General features: G+C 72.9%; 19 protein-coding genes. 6 read left to right on the top strand and 13 right to left on the bottom strand.

All coding sequences use genetic code 11. The features are described from left to right. Positions 1-88: 88 nt before the first annotated feature. A complete protein-coding gene (locus tag AB0C28_RS32060) occupies positions 89-2089 on the top strand; it encodes an MMPL family transporter (protein WP_358079732.1) in 2001 nt (666 codons plus the stop codon). Here AB0C28_RS32060 and AB0C28_RS32055 read toward each other — a convergent pair. Then, positions 2058-3536: a wax ester/triacylglycerol synthase domain-containing protein gene (locus AB0C28_RS32055; RefSeq protein ID WP_358079730.1), complete on the bottom strand. Its 1479-nt coding sequence runs from the start codon at positions 3534-3536 to the stop codon at positions 2058-2060. The two genes, AB0C28_RS32060 and AB0C28_RS32055, sit on opposite strands and share 32 nt — an antisense overlap. A 184-nt stretch (positions 3537-3720) precedes the next feature. Here AB0C28_RS32055 and AB0C28_RS32050 point away from each other — a divergent pair, with 184 nt between their 5' ends. After that, positions 3721-4566 (top strand): phosphatase PAP2 family protein, encoded by an 846-nt coding sequence (locus tag AB0C28_RS32050; RefSeq protein WP_357859047.1) that lies wholly within the window; start codon positions 3721-3723, stop codon positions 4564-4566. 5 nt (positions 4567-4571) lie between these two features. Here AB0C28_RS32050 and AB0C28_RS32045 read toward each other — a convergent pair whose 3' ends face one another. Beyond that, on the bottom strand, positions 4572-4958 hold the full coding sequence (locus AB0C28_RS32045; RefSeq protein WP_357859044.1) for a RidA family protein: 387 nt from the start codon (positions 4956-4958) through the stop codon (positions 4572-4574). Between the two features lie 73 nt (positions 4959-5031). Here AB0C28_RS32045 and AB0C28_RS32040 point away from each other — a divergent pair, with 73 nt between their 5' ends. After that, positions 5032-5931, top strand: a complete 900-nt coding sequence (locus tag AB0C28_RS32040) for a LysR family transcriptional regulator (RefSeq protein ID WP_358079728.1) — start codon at positions 5032-5034, stop codon at positions 5929-5931. 85 nt (positions 5932-6016) lie between these two features. Here AB0C28_RS32040 and AB0C28_RS32035 read toward each other — a convergent pair whose 3' ends face one another. The 6 genes from AB0C28_RS32035 to AB0C28_RS32010 all read right to left on the bottom strand — a co-directional run bounded on the left by AB0C28_RS32035 (position 6017) and on the right by AB0C28_RS32010 (position 10508). Then, on the bottom strand, positions 6017-6403 hold the full coding sequence (locus tag AB0C28_RS32035; protein ID WP_358079726.1) for a hypothetical protein: 387 nt from the start codon (positions 6401-6403) through the stop codon (positions 6017-6019). Between the two features lie 6 nt (positions 6404-6409). Then, positions 6410-6745: a hypothetical protein gene (locus tag AB0C28_RS32030; RefSeq protein WP_358079724.1), complete on the bottom strand. Its 336-nt coding sequence runs from the start codon at positions 6743-6745 to the stop codon at positions 6410-6412. Positions 6746-6853: 108 nt separating this feature from the next. Continuing rightward, positions 6854-7705, bottom strand: a complete 852-nt coding sequence (locus AB0C28_RS32025; protein ID WP_358079722.1) for a GNAT family N-acetyltransferase — start codon at positions 7703-7705, stop codon at positions 6854-6856. An 82-nt stretch (positions 7706-7787) separates the two neighbouring features. Beyond that, entirely contained in the window at positions 7788-8900 is a 1113-nt protein-coding gene (locus AB0C28_RS32020) for a hypothetical protein (protein ID WP_358079720.1), read from the bottom strand. A 25-nt stretch (positions 8901-8925) separates the two neighbouring features. After that, entirely contained in the window at positions 8926-10260 is a 1335-nt protein-coding gene (locus AB0C28_RS32015; protein WP_358079718.1) for a beta-ketoacyl-[acyl-carrier-protein] synthase family protein, read from the bottom strand. After that, positions 10260-10508 (bottom strand): phosphopantetheine-binding protein, encoded by a 249-nt coding sequence (locus tag AB0C28_RS32010; RefSeq protein ID WP_346112972.1) that lies wholly within the window; start codon positions 10506-10508, stop codon positions 10260-10262. The genes AB0C28_RS32015 and AB0C28_RS32010 overlap by 1 nt, the downstream gene beginning before the upstream one ends. 280 nt (positions 10509-10788) lie before the next feature. Here AB0C28_RS32010 and AB0C28_RS32005 point away from each other — a divergent pair, with 280 nt between their 5' ends. Next, positions 10789-11979: a pyridoxal phosphate-dependent aminotransferase family protein gene (locus tag AB0C28_RS32005; RefSeq protein ID WP_357859024.1), complete on the top strand. Its 1191-nt coding sequence runs from the start codon at positions 10789-10791 to the stop codon at positions 11977-11979. A 41-nt stretch (positions 11980-12020) separates the two neighbouring features. Here AB0C28_RS32005 and AB0C28_RS32000 read toward each other — a convergent pair whose 3' ends face one another. Next, positions 12021-12176, bottom strand: coding sequence for a hypothetical protein (locus AB0C28_RS32000; protein WP_358079716.1), 156 nt, complete (start codon positions 12174-12176; stop codon positions 12021-12023). Positions 12177-12241: 65 nt separating this feature from the next. Here AB0C28_RS32000 and AB0C28_RS31995 point away from each other — a divergent pair, with 65 nt between their 5' ends. Next, positions 12242-13255: a nitronate monooxygenase gene (locus tag AB0C28_RS31995; RefSeq protein ID WP_358079714.1), complete on the top strand. Its 1014-nt coding sequence runs from the start codon at positions 12242-12244 to the stop codon at positions 13253-13255. Here the strand turns inward: AB0C28_RS31995 and AB0C28_RS31990 are convergent. Both AB0C28_RS31990 and AB0C28_RS31985 read right to left on the bottom strand, forming a co-directional pair. Further along, positions 13230-13562: a hypothetical protein gene (locus AB0C28_RS31990; RefSeq protein WP_358079712.1), complete on the bottom strand. Its 333-nt coding sequence runs from the start codon at positions 13560-13562 to the stop codon at positions 13230-13232. The two genes, AB0C28_RS31995 and AB0C28_RS31990, sit on opposite strands and share 26 nt — an antisense overlap. Then, entirely contained in the window at positions 13541-13774 is a 234-nt protein-coding gene (locus AB0C28_RS31985) for a DUF1275 family protein (RefSeq protein WP_358079710.1), read from the bottom strand. Before AB0C28_RS31985 ends, AB0C28_RS31990 begins: the two co-directional genes overlap by 22 nt. Before the next feature lie 203 nt (positions 13775-13977). Here AB0C28_RS31985 and AB0C28_RS31980 point away from each other — a divergent pair, with 203 nt between their 5' ends. Then, a complete protein-coding gene (locus AB0C28_RS31980; protein WP_358079708.1) occupies positions 13978-14889 on the top strand; it encodes an aldo/keto reductase in 912 nt (303 codons plus the stop codon). Between the two features lie 106 nt (positions 14890-14995). Here the strand turns inward: AB0C28_RS31980 and AB0C28_RS31975 are convergent, their stop codons facing one another. Together AB0C28_RS31975 and AB0C28_RS31970 are read right to left on the bottom strand one after the other, a co-directional pair. Continuing rightward, a complete protein-coding gene (locus tag AB0C28_RS31975) occupies positions 14996-17047 on the bottom strand; it encodes a hypothetical protein (protein WP_358079706.1) in 2052 nt (683 codons plus the stop codon). After that, positions 17044-18333, bottom strand: a complete 1290-nt coding sequence (locus AB0C28_RS31970; protein WP_357859003.1) for an extracellular solute-binding protein — start codon at positions 18331-18333, stop codon at positions 17044-17046. The genes AB0C28_RS31975 and AB0C28_RS31970 overlap by 4 nt, the downstream gene beginning before the upstream one ends. Positions 18334-18360: the final 27 nt, after the last annotated feature.

Raw genomic sequence — 18360 nt, 5'->3', positions numbered from 1 at the left:
GAATCATGGGTCCACGTGCCGGCCGGCACTTTTCAGCATCGAGGCCGGAGGTGGACGGGAATTGTCGTTTTTGTTTCGTATGGCGGTTGTGCGGAGAATTGCGGCCGGGGTGGTGCTCGGCTGGGTGGCCGTCGCCGTGGTGGCCGTCCTCGCCAGTGGGCCGCTGGACGACGTACGCGTCACCAGCGGCACCTCCATGCTGGCCAGGGGCGCCGAGTCGGCCCGCGTGCTCGACCTGCTGGCGAAACAGGACGGCAGGGTGGTGCCCGCGCTCGTGATCTACGAGCGTGACGGGCCGCTCCTGCCCGGCGACCTCAAGGCGGCCAGGCGAGACCTGCGCCGCTTCACCGCCGTCCCCAACGTGCTCGGCACCGCCTCCGACCCCGTCCCCAGCGCCGACGGCCGCGCCCTGCAGACGACGGTGCTGGTCTCCGGCAAACCGGGCGTGCTGGTCAGCCCGGTCGCCGAGGAGCTGCGCAGGATCGCCGCGGAGGGCGGCCCGCCAGGGCTCGTCACGTACGTGAGCGGCGCCGTCGGGGCCGCCGCCGACTACGTCGACTCCTTCGGTCACGTCGACGGCACCCTGCTGGCCCTGAGCGTGGGCGTCGTGCTGCTGGTCCTGCTGGCCGTCTACCGCAGCCCGGTGCTGTGGGTGATCCCGATGCTGGCCGTGGTGGTGGCCTACGTCTGCTCCGCGGCGGCCGTCTACGCGCTCGCGCGGGCCGGGGTGATGACGCTGCGCGCGGCCACGCCCGAGGTGTTCACCGTGCTGGTGTTCGGGGTGGCCACCGACTACGCGCTGCTGCTCGTGGCCCGCTACCGGGAGCGGCTGCGGGTGACGGCCGACGAGCGGGCCGCGCTGAAGGACGCGCTGTCGGGAGGTGTCCGCACGGTCGTCGCCTCGGCCCTCACGGTGGCGGGCGGCGTGGGCTGCCTGGTGGTGGCCGACACCAACGCGCTGCGCTCGATCGGCGCCGCCGCGGCCGTCGGCATCCTGATCACGATGGTGGTGATGGTGACGCTGCTGCCCGCGCTGATGCTGCTGGGCGGGCGGCGGGCGTTCTGGCCCAGCGTCCCGCGCCCCGGCGAGGCCGCCCGCGACGGATTGTGGCGGGGCGTCGCCGGTTTCGTCGGCCAGCGGCCCCGGCTGTCCTGGGCGGGCTCGGCGCTGCTGCTGACGCTGCTGTGCCTGGGGCTGACCACGCTGGACGCCTCGGGCATCCCGCCGTCGGCGCTGTTCACTATGCGTACCGACTCCGTGGCCGGCTACGACGCGCTGAAGCGCCACTATCCCGCCAGCGCGCCCGTGGTGGTCCTGGCCAGGCAGGACAGGAGCGCCGCCGTGACCGAGGCCGCGCGGTGGTCGGAGGGGGTCGTCTCCGTGCGTCCTGGGCCGCCCGCGCGGTGGCGGAGCATCGACGTGGTGCTCGCCGCCGAACCGAACACGCCGGAGGCTCAGCGCCTGGTGGAGCAGTTGCGCGCGTCCGTCCGCGGCGTCGCCGGCGGCGCGGCGCTGATCGGCGGGTTCACCAGCGAACTGCTCGACGTCAAGAACGCCGCCGTCGACGACGCCTACCTCGTCGTGCCGCTGATCCTGCTGGTCGTGGGGCTGATCCTGGTCGTCCTGCTGCGCTCGGTGGTGGCGCCGCTGCTGCTGATGGGCACGGTCGTGCTGTCGTTCGCCGCCACGCTGGGGCTCTGCTCGGCGCTGTTCACCCAGTTCCTCGGCTATCCCGTCATGGACGCCTCGTTCGCGCTGTACGCGTTCGTCTTCCTCATCGCCTTCGGCATCGACTACAACATCTTCCTGATGGCCCGCGTACGCGAGGAGTCCACCCGCCTCGACACCCGCGAGGCCACCCTGCACGCGCTGCGGGCGACCGGCGGGGTGATCACCGCGGCGGGCGTGGTGCTGGCGGCGGCGTTCTTCGTCCTGACCGTGCTGCCGCTGGTGCCGATCGTCCAGCTCGGGCTGCTGGTGGCGATCGGGGTCGTCATCGACACCGTGGTCGTGCGCTCGTTCCTGGTGCCCGCGCTCGCCCACCACATGGGGCGGGTCATCTGGTGGCCGGCGCGAGCGACTCCGTGAGCTCCCGCCGCAGCAGGCCGGGAAACTCGTCCGTACGGGCGACCCTGGGGTCGAACACCGCCGAGATCGCCACGTTCGCACCGGCGGGCATGATCACGACCATGCCGGCGAGGGCCGGCGGCAGGCCCGGGACCGCGAACACCTCGCCCTGACCGGCCAGCTCCCTGGGCACGGGCAGGGCGGTGGCGCCGAGCCGGCGGGGGGAGCTCTGGCCGAGCAGCGGCGACAGCAGCCGCAACATCGGCACGGCCACGGCGGCGGGCAGGCCGTACAGGCCGCGGGCGGAGCGGCGGGCGTGAGCGATCCGCCTGATCGTGGTCTGCTCGGCGATCCGTTCGAGCCTGGTCGCGGGGGACGGCTCGTCGCAGGGCAAGGTGATGGGGAGCAGCCCGGTGTGGTTGCCGAGCCCGGTGTGCGCCCGATGCCCGAGCAGCCCCACCGGCAACCCCACCGGCAGCCCCCTCCGCAATCCCGCAGGCCAGTCCCCTGGCGACCCCGCCCTCAGTCTCACGGCCAACTCGGCTGCCGGACCCGCCGTCGGCCCAGCGGGCATTCCGGCCGTCTGCCCAACCGGTGGTCCAGCCGTCTGCTCGGCTGAAGACTCGCCTCTCGGCCCGGCCGCCGGCTTCCCGGCTCCGTCCGGGGTCGGCCCGGCGTCCCAGGCCGGCTGGTTCCAGGCCGGCTGGTTCCAGGCGCGGATCGCGCCGGTGACGAGGGCGAGGCCGATCTGCGCGATGCTGGCGCCGGTGGCGCGGGAGACGTCGTCGAACGCCGCCCTGTCCAGATTCGCCACCTCCAGCCGGAGACCGCCGCCGGCGCTCTCGCCGTGATCCAGGTGCATGGCGAACCAAGGGGGCGAGGCCGCCGCCAGCCGGCACAGGTCGCCGAGAGCACTCCGGACCGGCCCCGGCGACCCCCGGTACACCGGCCCGCCGCCATCATCGCCCGCTTCCGTGGGTGGGGGCAGGGTGCCGGTGCTGAGCAGGGCGCGGGCGGCGGCCACGACGCCCATGCCGTCCTGGAACGCGTGGTGCGCCCGGTAGCAGACGACGTGCCCCTCCCCCGGCTCGCCGTACAGCACCATCAGACTCCACAGCGGCCGCTCCCAGGACAGCGGCCGCAACCGCATGGCGTCCACGACCGCCTGGTACGTCACGCGCGGCAGCCGATGGAACTCGACGTGGTGCGCGGCGTCGAACCCGGGGTCCGGCTCCCAGCACGCGTGCCGACCCCGCCCAGCCACCCGGTACGTCAGGGCGGGGGCCGCCACGCGCACCCGTTCGGCGACGAGTTCGCGCAGCGACTCCGGGTCGGGCGGCGGCCCCGGACGGCGGACGGCGAGGCCGCAGTGCATGCGGGAGTCGTGCACCGCCCCCGCGCCGAGGCGGATCGCGTAATAGTCGCCGAACGTCAGGGGCACCGCACCGGCGGCCGATTCGCCTTTCACGCTTGACCACGTTATCGCCGCCACTCACCCGGAAGAAGCAATTCGGAAAGGGCGAGCCGCGACTATATTGAGCCTCACTGAATGGCGCGCATTGGCGCGAAACGACGGCGGGACAGCGCGGGGGTCGCAGGTTATGGTCGAATTTCGACCGGTTGAAAAGCTAATGCTGGGCTATTTCGGAATTATGGCGGCAATTGTGGCCGTGGGCCGGAACCGCCTGGCCGACTGGCCGCTGCTACTCGCCGGATACGCACTCGCCGCGCTGCTCCTGCTCGCCCTGGCCACCAGCGCCCGCCGGCGGCCAGGCAACAGGCCGGTCGCCATCCTCCGGTTCGCCGCTCCGCTGCTGGTGCTCCCGTTCGTCTACTCCGCCGCCGCCGAGACGGTCCTCGTGCTGCACGGCCGCTTCGTCGACGACGTGGTGCTCGCCTGGGAGCGGGCGCTGTTCGGGGGCTCGCCGAACGTGGCCGCGGTCTCCGCCGGCAGCCCGCCGCTGACCGAGCTGCTGACGCTCTGCTACTTCTCCTACTACGGCTGCTTCCTGCTCCCGATCGTCCTCTACGTCCGCGGCCGGGAGCTCCTGGCCGAGCGTTACCTGTTCGCCGCGATGACGACGCTGCTGATCTGCTATCTCGGGTTCATCGCGGTCCCGCTGGCCGGCCCGGTGCTGGCCACGCCCGAGCTCGCCGCGGCGTACCGGCCGTCCGGCTACCTGATCACGTCGCTGCAGAACCAGATCATGGCCACGTTCGACCCGCCGGGCGCGTGCTTCCCCTCGCCGCACGTGGCGGGCGCGTGGATCACGCTGCTGTGCCTGCGGCGGCACATCTCCGCCCGCGCCCGCCTCGCGCTGGGAGCGCTGACCGCCGGTCTGACGGCGGCCGTCGTGTACGACTGGTACCACTACCTCTCCGACGTGGCCGCCGGGCTGGCGGTGGCGCTGACGGTCCACTTCGTCATCGAACGGTACGCGGCCCGGCGGCCGGCCCAGGCGGCACGGTCACGCGTCCTGCACGACGCGCACCGGTAGCCGCCTCACGCGGGCCGTCGTGCGTACACCTCGATCTCGAACTTCATCCGGGCGTCGGCCAGGCCGCACACGAGCATCGTCGCGGCCGGGCGGACGTCGCCGAAACGGCGGCGCAGGACCGGCCAGCACGGCGGGAAGTCCTCACGGTCGGGCAGCAGGTATCTGACCCGGACCACGTCGGCGAACGAGCAGCCCGCCTCGGCCAGCGCCGTCTCGACGTTGCGCAACGCCTGCTCGGCCTGCTCGACCACGTCGTCGGAGATCGTCATGGTCGCGTAGTCGAAGCCGGTCGTCCCGGACACGTGCGCCCAGTCACCGTCGATCACCGCCCGGGCGTAGCCGATCTCCTCTTCGAAGGTGGACCCACTCAAGATCGCGCGTCGTTCTGTCATGAAGCCACAAGGTAGACAACCAGCAGTGATATGTCCAAGACGCTTCCCCGAATCATCTGATATCTCTGAAGCTATGGACCGCCCTGAACTCAATCTCCAGCAGTTGCACGCTTTCGCGGTCCTCTCCGAGGAACTCCACTTCGGCCGCGCTGCCGAGCGGCTGGGCATCGCGCAACCGCCGCTCAGCCAGCAGATCCGCCGGCTGGAGGCGAAGGTCGGGCACCCGCTGTTCACCCGTGGACCCGGCGCGGTCGCCCTCACGGCGGCCGGTCAGCAGCTCCTGCCCGCCGCCCGGCGCGCGCTCGACGAGGTCGCCGCCGGTCTGGACACGGCCAGGCGGGCGGGCAGCGGCGAGGCCGGTCTCATCCGGATCGGCTTCGCCGCCTCGCTCGCGCTGACCGTCCTGCCGCGATTGTTGCGCGCCTACCGTGATCGGTATCCCCTGGTGCGGATGGAGATCCGCGAGATGACCACGGCGCCGCAGGTGACCGCGCTGCACGAGCACGCGATCGACGTCGGGCTGCTGCGCGAGCCGCCGGACGAGCCGGGCCTGGCCGCCGAGGCGATCCTGGCCGAGGAGTTCATCGCGGTCCTGCCGGCCGCCCATCCCCTCGCGGCCCGGCGCGTCGTCCCGGTCGAGGCCCTCGCCGACGAGCCGTTCGTGCTGCTGCCGCGCGGTGCCGGGCCGATGTTCCACGACCGGATCCTCGGCCTGTGCCACAGCGCGGGTTTCGAGCCCCGCCTCGGCCAGCAGGCCGTCGAGTGGCAGACGGTCTGCGCGCTCGTCGAGGCCGGCCTGGGCGTCTCGCTCGCCCCGGCGAGCATCCGCCGGATCCGCCTGAACGGCGTCGCGTACCGCCGGATCAGCCCGAACGACACCCGCACCACCGTCGCGGTCGCCTGGCGCCGCGACGACCCCAACCCCCTGGTCGCCCGCTTCCTGGAGGCCGCCCGCCGCGAACTTCCCCGCTGATCGTCCCGCTCAGTTCCGCTCGACCACGGAGCAGGATGGTGGCCGGAGGCCGACAGACCGCGGGAGGGAGCCGACGGCGCGGTGGTCAGTCCGATGGGTGCAGGCGTAGCCACAATTCGGCACGTTCGGCATGAAGCTCTCGTCCGAGCTGCCGATATGCCTCGCCCATCAGGCGTACGGCCGCGCGATCATAACTCGTGAGCGACTTGAGCACGCACAGTGCCGAACCTGGATAGCCGTCGGCGAGGAATCGCTGAGCCAGCGGCCCGTACTCATCGGGGTCCCACGGGCGGTCCGCCCGTACGGTGCCGGGCGCGAACGCCGCCGCGCCGGCGAGCACGCCGATGCCGTCGCCGGTCGGCTCGTACCGCCATCCCCGAGGGACCGCCGGACGGATCGCCCGCTCCGAGCGGGCCCCTGCCGTGATCTGCGAGGAGCCGAGGTCGGGGCGCAGGTCGAGGGCACGGCACACCGCCGCTCAGCGCGCGTCCTCGGCAGGAGACTTCCGCCCTCGCCCAGGCCCGCCCCAGTTCACCACACTCGGAGCGAGCACCGCCCACCCGTAGTGCAGCGCGTCATCACCGTTCCAGCAGAAGGGGAGGATTTCGAGCGGCTGAAAGTGGTAGGCCAGTTCGCCGCACAGAGCCTGCGGATCGTCGCTGCCGGGCGGCTGGCCGAGGAGACTCGGGTCGATGTCCCCGCAGAAAAGGTCGCCACCCCGGTCGATCCACTCCGCATAGCGCCACACGTCCGGATCTTTCGGGTCCAGCCCGTCCATGAGGAACTCGACCAGCGCGACGAACGTGGCGGGCAAGCGGAACGTTCGATGCAGAGGGTGGTGCAAGACGACCTCCAGCCAGATCGTGATCTTGCGCGAAGCGTAGTGCGGCGCGCCTGGGCCGGCGAACCCCTGGTGGTCGTCTCAGTTCCGCTCGACCACGTAGCAGGTCCTGCGGTGGAAGCCGGTCACCGTGGCGCCCTCCGCCATCAGGCCGCCCAGCACGTCCCGTACGGCGTGCCGCCACGCCTTGGCGGCGCCGGCGTCCAGCCCGCGCAGCCGCGCGATGTCCTCAGGGATCGCGACCAGCACCACCCGCCCGTCGGTACGGCCCACGACCGGGCGGTCACCGTCGGCGGCCAGCCCGAGCACCGCGTCCTCGGGCACTTCCGGCAGGTGCGGCGCCCGCCGGACCGCCGCCTCGACCCGGGGATCGGTCAGCGGCCACGTGGCCAGGACCCGGTCGGACTCGTCGCCGTGGTTGACGGCGTCGGCCAGCGCGCCGTAGAAGTCCGGCAGGTACTCCGCCGGCCGCGCGCCCAGCTTGGCCAGGTTGAAGTGGGCGTTGCGGCGGACCAGCGGGTCGTAGGTCCAGGTGATCCGGGAGATCCCGCGCTCCAGTGCCCACAGCCGCTGGTGCCGCTTCAGCTCGAAGCCGACGCCCCGGCGGCCCGCCTCGACGCCCGTGTTCTGCGAGTGCAGGGTCGAGTCCTGCCCGAAGAAGGCCACCGACGCCCCGACCATGCGGTCGCCGTCGAAGGCGCCGGAGACGTAGTTGCCCGCGTGGGTCAGCGCCCGCATCAACCCGGCGGTGATCGGCCTGCTGTCCGGCTCGAACCCCCAGACCCGCCCGAACAGCGCGTCGGCCTGCCCGAACTCCTCGTTCGTATGGAGGGTTCTGACCAGAAGGTCCGTGGTCGCCGACATGTTGGCACCGGCGTGCCCGATCTGTTCCCCGATGGTCGATCCGCTGCAGATCGTACGTCGCTCCGTCACCCGACGAACGCTAGGAGCTTCGGTAGTGATATGTCTAATAGGCCCCCCTATAGGAACTCATATCTCTGGAGATATGAGCTGCTCACAGGTCGCAGCCGTAGATGCGGTACGTCCTCGAGCGGGCACATCCGAGCCTGCGCAGGTAACCGTTGACAGCCTGGTTGTCCTCCAGCGTCCACCCGTACTCCGTGCCGCCGGTGTAACCGCGCGCCGCGATGGCCTCCTGGCCCCTGGCGAACAGCACGGTCTCGACGCCGCGCCCGCGCGCGTGCGGCAGGACGCCGAACAGCACGCCCCTGACCCGGTCGATCCGGCGCACCGCCCGGACCAGGCGCACCATCCCGATCGGCAGGCCGAAGCGGGTCAGCCGGCCCCGCGCGGCGGTCAGCGCCTGGTTGAGGTCGGGCAGGGCGAGGGCGACCCCGGCGGGTTCGCCGGCCACCTCGGCGAGCTGGACGATCGCGGGATCGAGGTGCGCCTTCAGCCGCCGGGTAACGTCGGCGAACTCGGCGCCGGTCATCGGCGTGAAGCCCCAGTTGCCCTGCCAGGCCCGCTCGAAGACCTCCTGCACCACCCTCATGTCGGCGTCGTAGCGGGCGCCCAGGTCGAGGGGCCGCACGGTGACCTGGTGGCGCCGCTCGGCCAGCCGCGCGACCCGCAGCAGCCGCTCCATCGGCAGCCCGCCGGCCGTCTCCTCCCACGTCCACAGGTCCTTGGCCTTGGTCAGCCCGCAGGACTCCAGCAGCGGCGGGTAGTACTCCGGGTTGTACGGCATCATCACGCTCGGCGGCCGGCCGAACCCGTCGACCAACACCCCGCACTCGTCGTTGGTGGTGAACCCGACGGGCCCCAGCATGGTGCGCAGCCCGCGCGCCCGCAGCCACGACGCCGCCGCGTCCAGCAGCTCGCGCGCCACCGACGGGTCGTCGGCGCAGGCGAACTGCCCGAAGAAGCCGTCGCGGGCGGCGCGGATCTCGTTGTGGCGCGGGTTGTGCACGGCGGCCACGCGCCCGGCCACCCGCCCGCCCCTGCGCACGGTGAACAGCTCGACGTCGCCGTACTCGAAGAACGGGTTGCGCCGGCGGTCGAGCAGGCGCCGGCAGTCTTCGCGCAGCGGCGGCACGAAGGACGGGTCGCGGCCGTGCAGCCGGTACGGGAGCTCGATGAACTCCCGCAGCTCGCGGCGGCCCCGCACGGGCTCGGCCGCCGTGGCCGGCCCGCTAGGGGCGTGCGGAGGTGAAGACGAGGCTCGCATTGTGGCCCCCGAAGGCGAACGAGTTGGACACGACGGCTCCCGGACCGAGCGGGCGCGGCCGGCGTACCACGTCGATCTCGCACTCGGGGTCCTGGACGTCGAGGTTGATCGTGGGATGGATGAGGCGTTCGTGCAGCGTGAGCACGCTGACCACGGCCTCGATCGCCCCGGCCGCGCCGATCGCGTGGCCGAGGATGCTCTTGGTGGAGGTGACGGGCACCTGACCCGGCCCGCACAGCCGGGCGATGACCTGGGCCTCGGTGATGTCGTTGAGCGGGGTGCCGCTGCCGTGGGCGTTGACGTGGGCGACGTCGCCGGTGCTCAAGCCCGCGTCGGCCAGCGCCTGCCGGACGCACCGCTCGGCGCCCTCCCCCTTGGGGTCGGGCGTGGTCAGGTGGTGGGCGTCGGAGGTGCGGCCGTACCCGGACAGTTCTGCATAGACGCGGGCACCTCGCCGCACGGCGTCCTCCAGCCGTTCGAGTACGACGAACGCCGCGCCCTCGGCCAGCACGAACCCGTCGCGGGCGATGTCGAACGGCCGCGAGGCGCACTCCGGCTCGTTCACCCGCTGCGAGAGCGCGCCGCAGCGGTGGAAGGCGAGCAGGATCGTGGGCGACACGCACGCCTCCGTGCCCCCGGCCACGACCAGGTCGGCCGAGCCGTCGCGGAGCAGGCGCAGGCCCTCCCCGATCGTGTGGCCGCCTGAGGCGCAGGCGGTGGAGACGGTCAGGCTGGGGCCGAGGATCTGGTGACGCATGCTGACGAACGCGGCGGAGGCGTTCGGCATGATCCTCGGGACGTAGAGCGCGCTCGGCTGCGCCCCGGACGGCCCGCTCGGTGGCCCAGCAGGTGGTACGGCGGGCTGCGAGCTGGGCGGCGCGGCGTACTCGGCGGCGGCGCCGAGCAGGGTGGTCTCGGCGGTCTCGTTACCGCCGAGGGCGGTGCCTGTCACGACCGCCCGGCGCTCGGGCGGCACCGACGCGCCGTCCAGGCCGGCCAGGCCGCTCATGCCGCCAGGGCCGAGCAGCCCGGCGTCGGCGAGCGCGTCGTCGGCCGCGCACACGGCCAGCAGCGTCGCCCGGTCCATGCGGCGCGCCTGCTTGCCCGTCACGTAGGGGGCGGTGTCGAAGCCGGGGACCTGGCAGGCGAAGCCGACCGGCAGGGACGAGGCGTCGAAGGAGGTGATGGTGCGCGCGGTGGAGCGCCCGGCGATCAGGGTGTCCCAGAACGTCCGCAGATCGTTGCCGCCCGGTGTGCGCACGCCCAGGCCGGTGACGGCGACGCGGACCCGTTCCGCCATCAGCCGGCCTGGGCCCCGGCGCGGACCAGGGAGGTCACGTCGGCCAGGGTGCGGGCCTGCTTGGCGGTGTCGAGGTCCACGACGAGCTTGAAGCGGTCCTCGCTCGCCGCGGCCAGCTCGGCCATGTCGAGGCTGTCGGCGTCCAGTTCCTCACGCAGGTCGGTGTCGGGGGCGATGCGCGCCGGATCCACCGAGAGGATCCTGGCGCAGATGGCGCGCAGCTGGTGGAAGATCTCTTCCTCGGTCATGCTCACGTCCTTGTTGACTCTCGGCTTGTCGGCTATCGGCTTGTCGGCTCTCGACGGTGGCCGCTCGGGTGCTGGTCGGGCATCGGATTGGTCGGGGCGGCGGCGGGCCTGGGCACCGTACGGTACGGAGCGCTCCCCCGGACCTGGGCACCGCGAAGCACGAGGCGCTTCCCCCGGACCTGGCCGGTTACTCTACTCTTACGCTTCGACACTGTCAGCTACGATCGCTGATGCGGAGCGAGTCGCCGGACCGCTCCGGACAAGGCGGAAAGTGAGTGCCGTGACGGACCCGTTCAGCAAGTGCCGGCTGCCCGACGAGATCGAGGCGCTCATCGCGCCGGGCGTCTACCCCTTCTACGTGCCGGTGGAGGAACGGCCGGGCGGCGGGGAGGCCGTGGTGGGCGGCCGTCGCGTGCTGATGGCCGGCTCCAACGACTACCTGGCGCTGTCCGGCGACCCCCGGTTGAAGGAGGCGGGCGTGCGGGCGCTGCGCCTGCTGGGCGCGGGCAACTCGGGCTCGCGCGCGCTCAACGGCACGCTGGCCCTGCACCAGCGGCTGGAGGCTGAGCTGGCCGCGTTCCTCGGTCATGAGGCGGCGATGGTGGTCTCCACCGGCTATCAGGCCAACCTCGCGCTCAGCGCGTTGTTCGGGCCGCGTGACCTCCTGCTCGCCGATCGCGACATCCACGCCTCGCTCATCGACGCCGCCCGGCTGGGCCTGGCCCCGCTGCGCCGCTTCCGGCACAACGACCTGGACCAGTTGGAGAAGCTGCTGGAGGAGGCCGATCCGGCGGCCGGGGTGCTCGTGCTCACCGAGGGCATGTTCTCGGTCGGGGGCGATCTGTGCGATCTGCCCGGCATCGTGAAGCTCGCCGAGCGCCACGGGGCGCGGGTGGTGCTCGACAGCGCGCACGACCTCGGGCTGCTGGGGCCGGGCGGGCGAGGGGTCGCCGAGCACTTCGGGCTGCAGTCGGCGGTGGACGTGCAGACGCTGACGTTCTCCAAGTGTTTCGGCACGCTCGGCGGGGCGGTCGCCGGGCCCGGGCACGTCATCGGCTACCTGCGGCACAGCGCGCGGGCCGCGCTGTTCTCGGCCTCCCTGCCGCCGGCCTGCACGGCGTCGGCGCTGGCCGCGCTCGACGTGGTCCGCACGGAGCCGGAGCGCCGCCTGGCCGTGCTGGCCTCGGCCGAACGGCTGCGTTCCGGGCTGGCCGCGCTCGGTTTCGCCATCCCGCCGGGCGGCACCCCGACCGTGTCGCTGCGGGTGGGCGACGCCATGACGTGCTGCCGGTTCTGGTCGGGGCTGCTGGAGGAGGGGGTGCTGGCCAACGCCATGCTGCCGCCGGGGGTGCCCGAGGGCAGGGCGCTGATCCGGCTGAGCGTCACGGCCGCCCACACCGGCGCGCAGGTGGACCGGATCCTGGACGCGGTCTCCACGGTCGCCACCCGCCTCGCCATCCCCACCACCTGACCGTCCCCGTTTGGGACTCAGTCCGGGGATCAAGCGAGGGCTCAGGCCGGAAGGGCGCGGGCGGTGACGATGCCGCCGAGCGACACGCCGGACGCTCCCGCCCGCTGCTCGGCTACGTGCACGAGGGCAGCGCGGCGCTCGATCTCCGGCCCCAGCCCGCGCTCGGGAGCGCCGGATCGATACGTGGACGAGGGCATCGCATGGCTCGGCTCCTCTGATCCCGGCCCGCGCTCGGGGCCTCCGAACGGGATACGCTGGCGCGATGCCGGCGGGCGAGGGGGAGGGGCCGATGTTGCGTACCTGGCTGACCGAGCGGTTCGGGCTGGAGGTGCCGCTGGTCGGGGCGCCGATGGCGGGAGTGGCTGACGGGCGGCTGGCCGCTGCCGTGTCGGCGGCGGGCGGGCTGGGCATGTTCGGGGCGCCGGCGACCGCGACGGCCTCTTGGATCGCCGAGCAGGCCGCCGTCGCCGCCGCGAGCGGCCGGCCGTACGGGATCGGGCTGATGGCCTGGGCGCTGGAGGACCAGCCCGGGCAGTTGGACGCGGTGCTGGAGGCGCGTCCCGCCTTGGTGTCGGTGAGTTACGGGGACTTCGCGCGTTATGTGGAGCCGCTGCGCGCGGCCGGGATCGCCGTGGCCACCCAGGCGGGCACTACCTGGGAGGCGCTGGCGGCCGAACGGGCCGGGGTGGACGTGGTCGTGGCGCGTGGCGGGGAGGGCGGCGGCCACGGCAGGGACGAGGTGGCCACGCTGCCGCTGCTGCAGAGCGTGCTGGACGCGGTGAGCGTCCCGGTGCTGGCCGCGGGTGGGATCGCGACGGCCCGCGGGCTGGCCGCCGTGCTGGCCGCGGGCGCGGAGGGCGGCTGGGTGGGCACGGCGTTCCTGGGCTGCGCCGAGACGACGCTGTCCGGGGCGGCGAGAGAGCGGGTCCTGGCCACGGAGGAGACGGGCACGGCCTACGGCCGGGTCTTCGACGTCGCGCAGCGGCTGGCCTGGCCGCCGGAGTTCGGGGGGCGGGCGCTGCGGAACGCGTTCTTCGACCGGTGGGAGGGGCGGGAGGAGGAGCTCGCCGTGGACGAGGCCGCTCGGGCCGAGCTGGAGACCGCGCGGGCGAAGGGCGACTTCGACGGCGCGTACGTCTACGCGGGCCAGGCGGTGGGCCTGGTGCGGCAGGAGCGCACGGCCGCGGACGTGGTGACCGGCTTCAAGAACGCACAGGCACTGCTCACCCGCCGCTTCGACGACCCGCCGTCTACTGCCGGGCTGGGCCCGGGATGACGTCGCGGACCACGTAGGCGATGAGGGCGAGCAGGACGAGGTCCGCCATCAGTGGTGCGGCCATGCCGGCGACCAGGTAGAGCGCGGCGCCCACGAGCCCGCAGGCGAACATGGTGGCGAACATGGCGGCGAACATGGCGGCGAACATGGCGGCGAACATGGCGGCGAACATGGCGGCGAACATGGCGGCGAACATGGCGGCGACCGCGCACGCCCGGCGCCGCCACGCCTGTGCGGGCGCCTGTGAGACCAGCCGGGTGACGATGCTCGTGACGACCGTGATGTTCACCAGGCCGGGCACCGCCATGCGGAGCGGGGCTCGCCGGCGATCGCGAAGCCGGAGAAGACCACGTTGCCGGTCATGTTGGCGACGAAGACGCGGTTCAGGCCGAGGAAGGTGATGGCGTCGACGAGGCCGGACGAGACCATCAGCATGATGAGCGGCGCCGGCAGTGGGCCGTGCTCGTTCGTGCCCTGCGGGAACAGCGCATTGGAGAACCAGTGCGCCGGCCTGTTCACGGACGACCTCCCAGACGTACTCCCCCGATGCCGAGTACACGTACCCGGGCGGGCGGGCGATCGTCCCGCGAGGGAGCCGGGCCCCCGGTTGGCGCCGGTCAGGAGGACGGCGCATGAGAGAGCAGCTCCGCCTCTGAGCCGGCCGGCACGGGATGCCATGGGATGATCGTGACGAAGAGGCGAAAAAGGAGAGGCAGGCCACGGTGCCAGAGCAGCAGGAGCGACGCGTACCCGGAATGTCAGGCCCCCTGGAGGCGGTGACCGTCGGCCTGTCGGCGCTCGGCCGCGAGCCGGGCGGCGAGAAGCTGGCGGACGCGCTCATTTCCGGCCGCTTCCGCCAGCTCGACACCTCCAACGAGTACGCGGGCGGCCGCAGCGAGACGCTGATCGGGCAGGCGCTCGCGGGCGCCAAGGACGCCGGGGTGACGATCTTCACGAAGGCGGACCGCGACCCGGAGACGGGGGTGTTCGACGGTGACCGGGTGATGCGCTCGTTCGAGGAGACGATCACCCGGCTGGGCGTCGAGCGGCTGCCGGTCTACCACCTGCACGACCCGTTCACGATCACGCTGGCGGAGGCGATGGCGCCCGGCGGGGCCGTGCCGGCTCTGGTGTCGCTGCGCGAGCAGGGGCTGGTCGGCGAGATCGGCATCGCGGCGGCGGGCGGCACGCTGGTGCAGGACTACATCCGTACGGACGCGTTCGACGCGGTCCTCACCCACAACCGCTACACGCTGGTGGACCGGCGCGGGGAGGACATCCTCGACCTGGCTACCGAGCGGAACATGACGGTCTTCAACGCCGCGCCGTTCGGCGGCGGCATCCTGGCCGGCTCCCCGCGCCGCGCCGGCCGGTACGGCTACCGGCCGATCTCGCCGGAGTTCGGGCAGTACGTGGAGCGGCTGCGGGAGCTGGCGGAGCGGTGGGGCATCGCGCTGGCCGCCGCCGCGCTGCATTTCTCGATGGCCGAGCCGCGGGTCCATTCAACGGTGGTGGGAGTGACGTCGGTGACGCGGCTGGAGGAGTTGGCGGCGCTGGTCGACACGGAGGTGCCGGGCGGGTTCTGGGACGAGGTGGCGGCCCTGGGCTCCCCACCGCCCTCGCCGGTGGACTGAGCCACAGCACCGCACCGGGTCCCGGCGTCGCACGACAGCCGCGCGGGGGCCCGGCGCGGCCTGACACCCACGCTGGGACCGCGCGCGGCCGGGCGGCCCGGCCGGTTCAGGGCAGAGGGGAAAGGCCCTCGTGGTGGACCGTCCACGAGCCGGGGAAGCCGGGCGTGGGCGGGCCGCCGTCCCACCCCCTGGCCATGAGCGCGACCGCCGCCAGCAGCCCGCCGTTGCCCGGCAGGTAGACGGGCAGCGTGGCGCTCTGCCGGTTGTGCCCGTTGGGCAGGTACGTGTTCTTCGTCTCCGGCCGCAGCAGCGCCGCCACGGCCAGGTCCGGCTCGCCCAGCCGGGTGGCGGTCATGGCGATGGCGGGGTAGTCCCAGCCCCACGTGCTCTCCCAGTTCCAGCGGTCGAGCACGTCGTCCAGGGTGCGGCGCATGGTGGCGGCGTCGATGACGGGCGTCGGGGGGACGACGCCGAGCGCGTACAGCATGGAGGGGTGGTCGTCGCGCACCGTGTACGGCGGCGCGTCCATGGCCGCGTACACCCCGTCGCGCACGAGGGGCCGGGCCATCCCGTCCGCCACCTCGGCCCAGCGCGGCTCGGGCGGCAGGCCCAGCAGCAGCCGCCAGCGCTGCGCCACGCGCAGCGCCCACGACCAGTAGGCCAGCTCGAACGTGGGATTCGCCGCCTCGGCCCGCACGTCCGCGTACGACTCCTGGGCCGGCACCAGCGGCGGCCCCAGCCCGTACCCCCTGGGCTCCTTGACGGCGAAGGCGGCCATGAAGGCGGCGGTGTCGAGCACGAGGTCGCCGTAGAGGGACAGGGCCCGGCGGGTGCCGGCGGCGCGGCGCACCAGCTCGGCCAGGTAGATCGGGTGGGGCTGCTGCCACACCAGGAACGGCCCGATCGGGCTCGGACTCTCCCGCCCGTCGGGGCCGGTCTGCTTGGGCCAGCGGGCTCCGGGGCAGCCCTGCGCGCGGGCGGTCTCGCGGGCGAGCGGCTGGATGGCGGCGTACCAGGACAGGCTGCGTTCCAGCAGCTCAGGGCGTCCCCACAGCGGGAAGTGCGCCGCGTGCCACCAGTGCATCTCCAGGTGGAAGCGGCCGCGCCAGCTGTTGGCGATCAGCCCGGTCTCGGCGGGTGGGGTGGAGCCGGCGCAGTGGATCGCCGTGAGGTACTGCGACAGGACGATCCGCCGCTCCAGCTCGGGGGCGCGCTCGTCGCGGCTGCCGGACAGGTCCACCGCCCCGCCCGTGCTCCAGAACCGGGACCAGTGCCGTGCCGAGGCTCCGGCGACCTCCTCATGACAGGGCGGTTCCGTCTCCGCGTGGCCCGGCAGGAAGGCGAACGTCAGCTCGGCGACCGGCTCGCGGAAGGTGATCAGGAACTCGTGGAAGCCGACCGCGATCAGCTCGCCTCCGGCAGCCCGCACGCTCACCTGGTACGCGGTGCCGTCGAGCCGCCGCTCGACCGTGCCGCCGCCGGCGCGTGCGAGCAGGCGGGAGGTGTGCTCCCCCGGCCTGGTCCAGTCGGCCGCGTTCCCCCACGCCTCTGACCCGTACGGGAACGCCAGCCGCACCCCCGTCTCCACCAGCGCGGGCGACTCCAGCCGCACGCTGATCACGTCCCGATCGGGATGGCAGGCGGTGACGACATGGAACGGCGCGCCGCGCAGCAGGTAGCTGCTGGTCAGCGTGCCGGTCCACAGGTCGAGGCGCTGGCGGGCGCCGCTCACGTCCTCGGGGGCGAGGGGCGCTCCGGCGGCCGTGGCCAGCCCGATCCGGCCGAGGTCGAGCCGGTGCGGGTTGGCGCGCAGCCACGACTCGGCGGCCGAGGCGGGGTTCTCGCCGTCGCCGCTCAGGTCGCCGCGCATGTCCACGTACGGGACAGGCCCCCGGGCCGTCTCGTACGTGCGTGTCGTGTCGGCCAGCCGGTACGAGCCGGGCATGCTGTGCCAGCCCCACGACGCCATGGTGGCCAGCAGCGTCCCCGGCGCCGTACCCGTGCGGTCCTCGACCGGGTAGGAGCCGGGGAACGTCTGCAGCCCGGTGAGGTCCGCCGTGAAGCAGAGCTCCCCGTTGCCCACCGACAGAGGTGACTCGGGCAGGATCCGGGTCACCTCGACGGCGTGCCGTGCGGCCAGCGCGCGGCGGTCGATCACTGCTTGATCGCCGTCGCGACCTGCGAGACGAAGTCCGTCGCCGCGGCGGCGGGCTGCTGGCGGCCGAACAGCACCTCGGCGTTGACCCGGTCGAGGATCTTCGGCGTGTCGGTGGATCCGGCGGGCCCGATCACCAGCGGAGGCCCGGCCTTCGGCGTGAGCGCGTCGATGAAGGTGGCCTGCGCCTTCTCCGGTTCGCCGAGCACGTCCTGGATGGCCGTGCGGACGTCGGAGTTGGCCGGGATGCCCCGGTCAGCCAAGATGATCTTGCCCGCGTCGGGGCTGTTGACCAGGAAGTCGAGGAACTTGGCGGCCTCCTTGGGATGTTCGGTCTTGGCGTTGATGCTGTAGATCTGCGAGGCCTGCAGCCACATGCCGGGCTGGGTGGCGCCGCTCTCGCCCGGCACCCGCATCAGCCGCAGCGGCTGCCCGGCGGCCTTGCTGAGCGCGCTGAGCTGGTTGCTCCAGTCGAACTGCATCGCCGCCTGGCCGCGGCCCATCAGCGACTGCTCGGGCGCGGGCTGGGTGATCAGTTCGGCCGTCTGCGAGGCCGGCGGGGTCGCCCCGGAGTTCATCAGCTCCAGCGTCATCGTCCACCAGTCCACCAGCGTCTTCTCGCCGATGCCGACCTTGCCGTCGGCGGTGTAGAGGGCCTCGCCGCGCTGGCGGGAGTAGACGTCCAGCATGTCGGTCCTGGTCGGGTCGGCCAGCGCGAACGTGCCCTTCGGCAGCTTCGGGACCAGCTCCTTGGTGATGCGCTTGAAGTCGTCCCAGGTCCAGGTGTCCTCCTCGGGCAGGGCCACGCCCGCCTTCTCGAACACGGACTCGTTGACGATCAGGGAGATGGCGTTGACGCCGGTCGGCACGCCGTACTGGACGCCGCCGAACTTGCCGTTGTCCAGCGCGGCGGCGCCGATCTTGTCGGTCTTCAGATCGGTCTTGGCGAGGTCGAGCAGGGCGCCGCGGTCGCCGTACTCGCGGGGGTAGGCGCCGCCGAGCGTGATGACGTCGGGCGCGCGCCCGCCCGCCACCTCGGTGGCCAGGCGGTCGAAGTAGGAGTTGAAGTCGGTGTAGCTGCCCTTGACCTTGATGCCGGGGTTCTTGGCCTGGAAGGCCTCGATGACCTTCTGGGTGGCGGCCGCCCTGTCGTTGTTGCCCCACCAGCCGAAGCGCAGCTCGACCGCGCCTCCGTCCGAGCCGCCGGACGAGCCGCCGCCGCACGCGGAGACCGCGAGCAGGACGCCGGTGAGACAGAGCGCCGCCAAGCCACTGGTTCTTCTCGGCATGGCCTTCTCCTTTAGTTGGTACGTGGT

The sequence above is a fragment of the Nonomuraea sp. NPDC048892 genome (assembly GCF_040649735.1).
Lineage (GTDB): Bacteria > Actinomycetota > Actinomycetes > Streptosporangiales > Streptosporangiaceae > Nonomuraea > Nonomuraea maheshkhaliensis.
The sequence above is the reverse complement of the archived record's forward strand: the minus strand, read 5'-3'. Positions and strand labels throughout refer to the sequence as shown.

Excerpts from the sequence above, each read along its gene's own strand:
- AB0C28_RS32050 (WP_357859047.1), top strand. The coding sequence starts at position 3,721 with ATGGCGGCAATTGTGGCCGTGGGCCGGAACCGCCTGGCCGACTGGCCG.
- AB0C28_RS32045 (WP_357859044.1), bottom strand. The coding sequence starts at position 4,958 with ATGACAGAACGACGCGCGATCTTGAGTGGGTCCACCTTCGAAGAGGAG.
- AB0C28_RS32040 (WP_358079728.1), top strand. The coding sequence starts at position 5,032 with ATGGACCGCCCTGAACTCAATCTCCAGCAGTTGCACGCTTTCGCGGTC.
- AB0C28_RS32015 (WP_358079718.1), bottom strand. The coding sequence starts at position 10,260 with ATGGCGGAACGGGTCCGCGTCGCCGTCACCGGCCTGGGCGTGCGCACA.
- AB0C28_RS32010 (WP_346112972.1), bottom strand. The coding sequence starts at position 10,508 with ATGACCGAGGAAGAGATCTTCCACCAGCTGCGCGCCATCTGCGCCAGG.
- AB0C28_RS32000 (WP_358079716.1), bottom strand. The coding sequence starts at position 12,176 with ATGCCCTCGTCCACGTATCGATCCGGCGCTCCCGAGCGCGGGCTGGGG.
- AB0C28_RS31995 (WP_358079714.1), top strand. The coding sequence starts at position 12,242 with ATGCCGGCGGGCGAGGGGGAGGGGCCGATGTTGCGTACCTGGCTGACC.
- AB0C28_RS31990 (WP_358079712.1), bottom strand. The coding sequence starts at position 13,562 with ATGGCGGTGCCCGGCCTGGTGAACATCACGGTCGTCACGAGCATCGTC.
- AB0C28_RS31970 (WP_357859003.1), bottom strand. The coding sequence starts at position 18,333 with ATGCCGAGAAGAACCAGTGGCTTGGCGGCGCTCTGTCTCACCGGCGTC.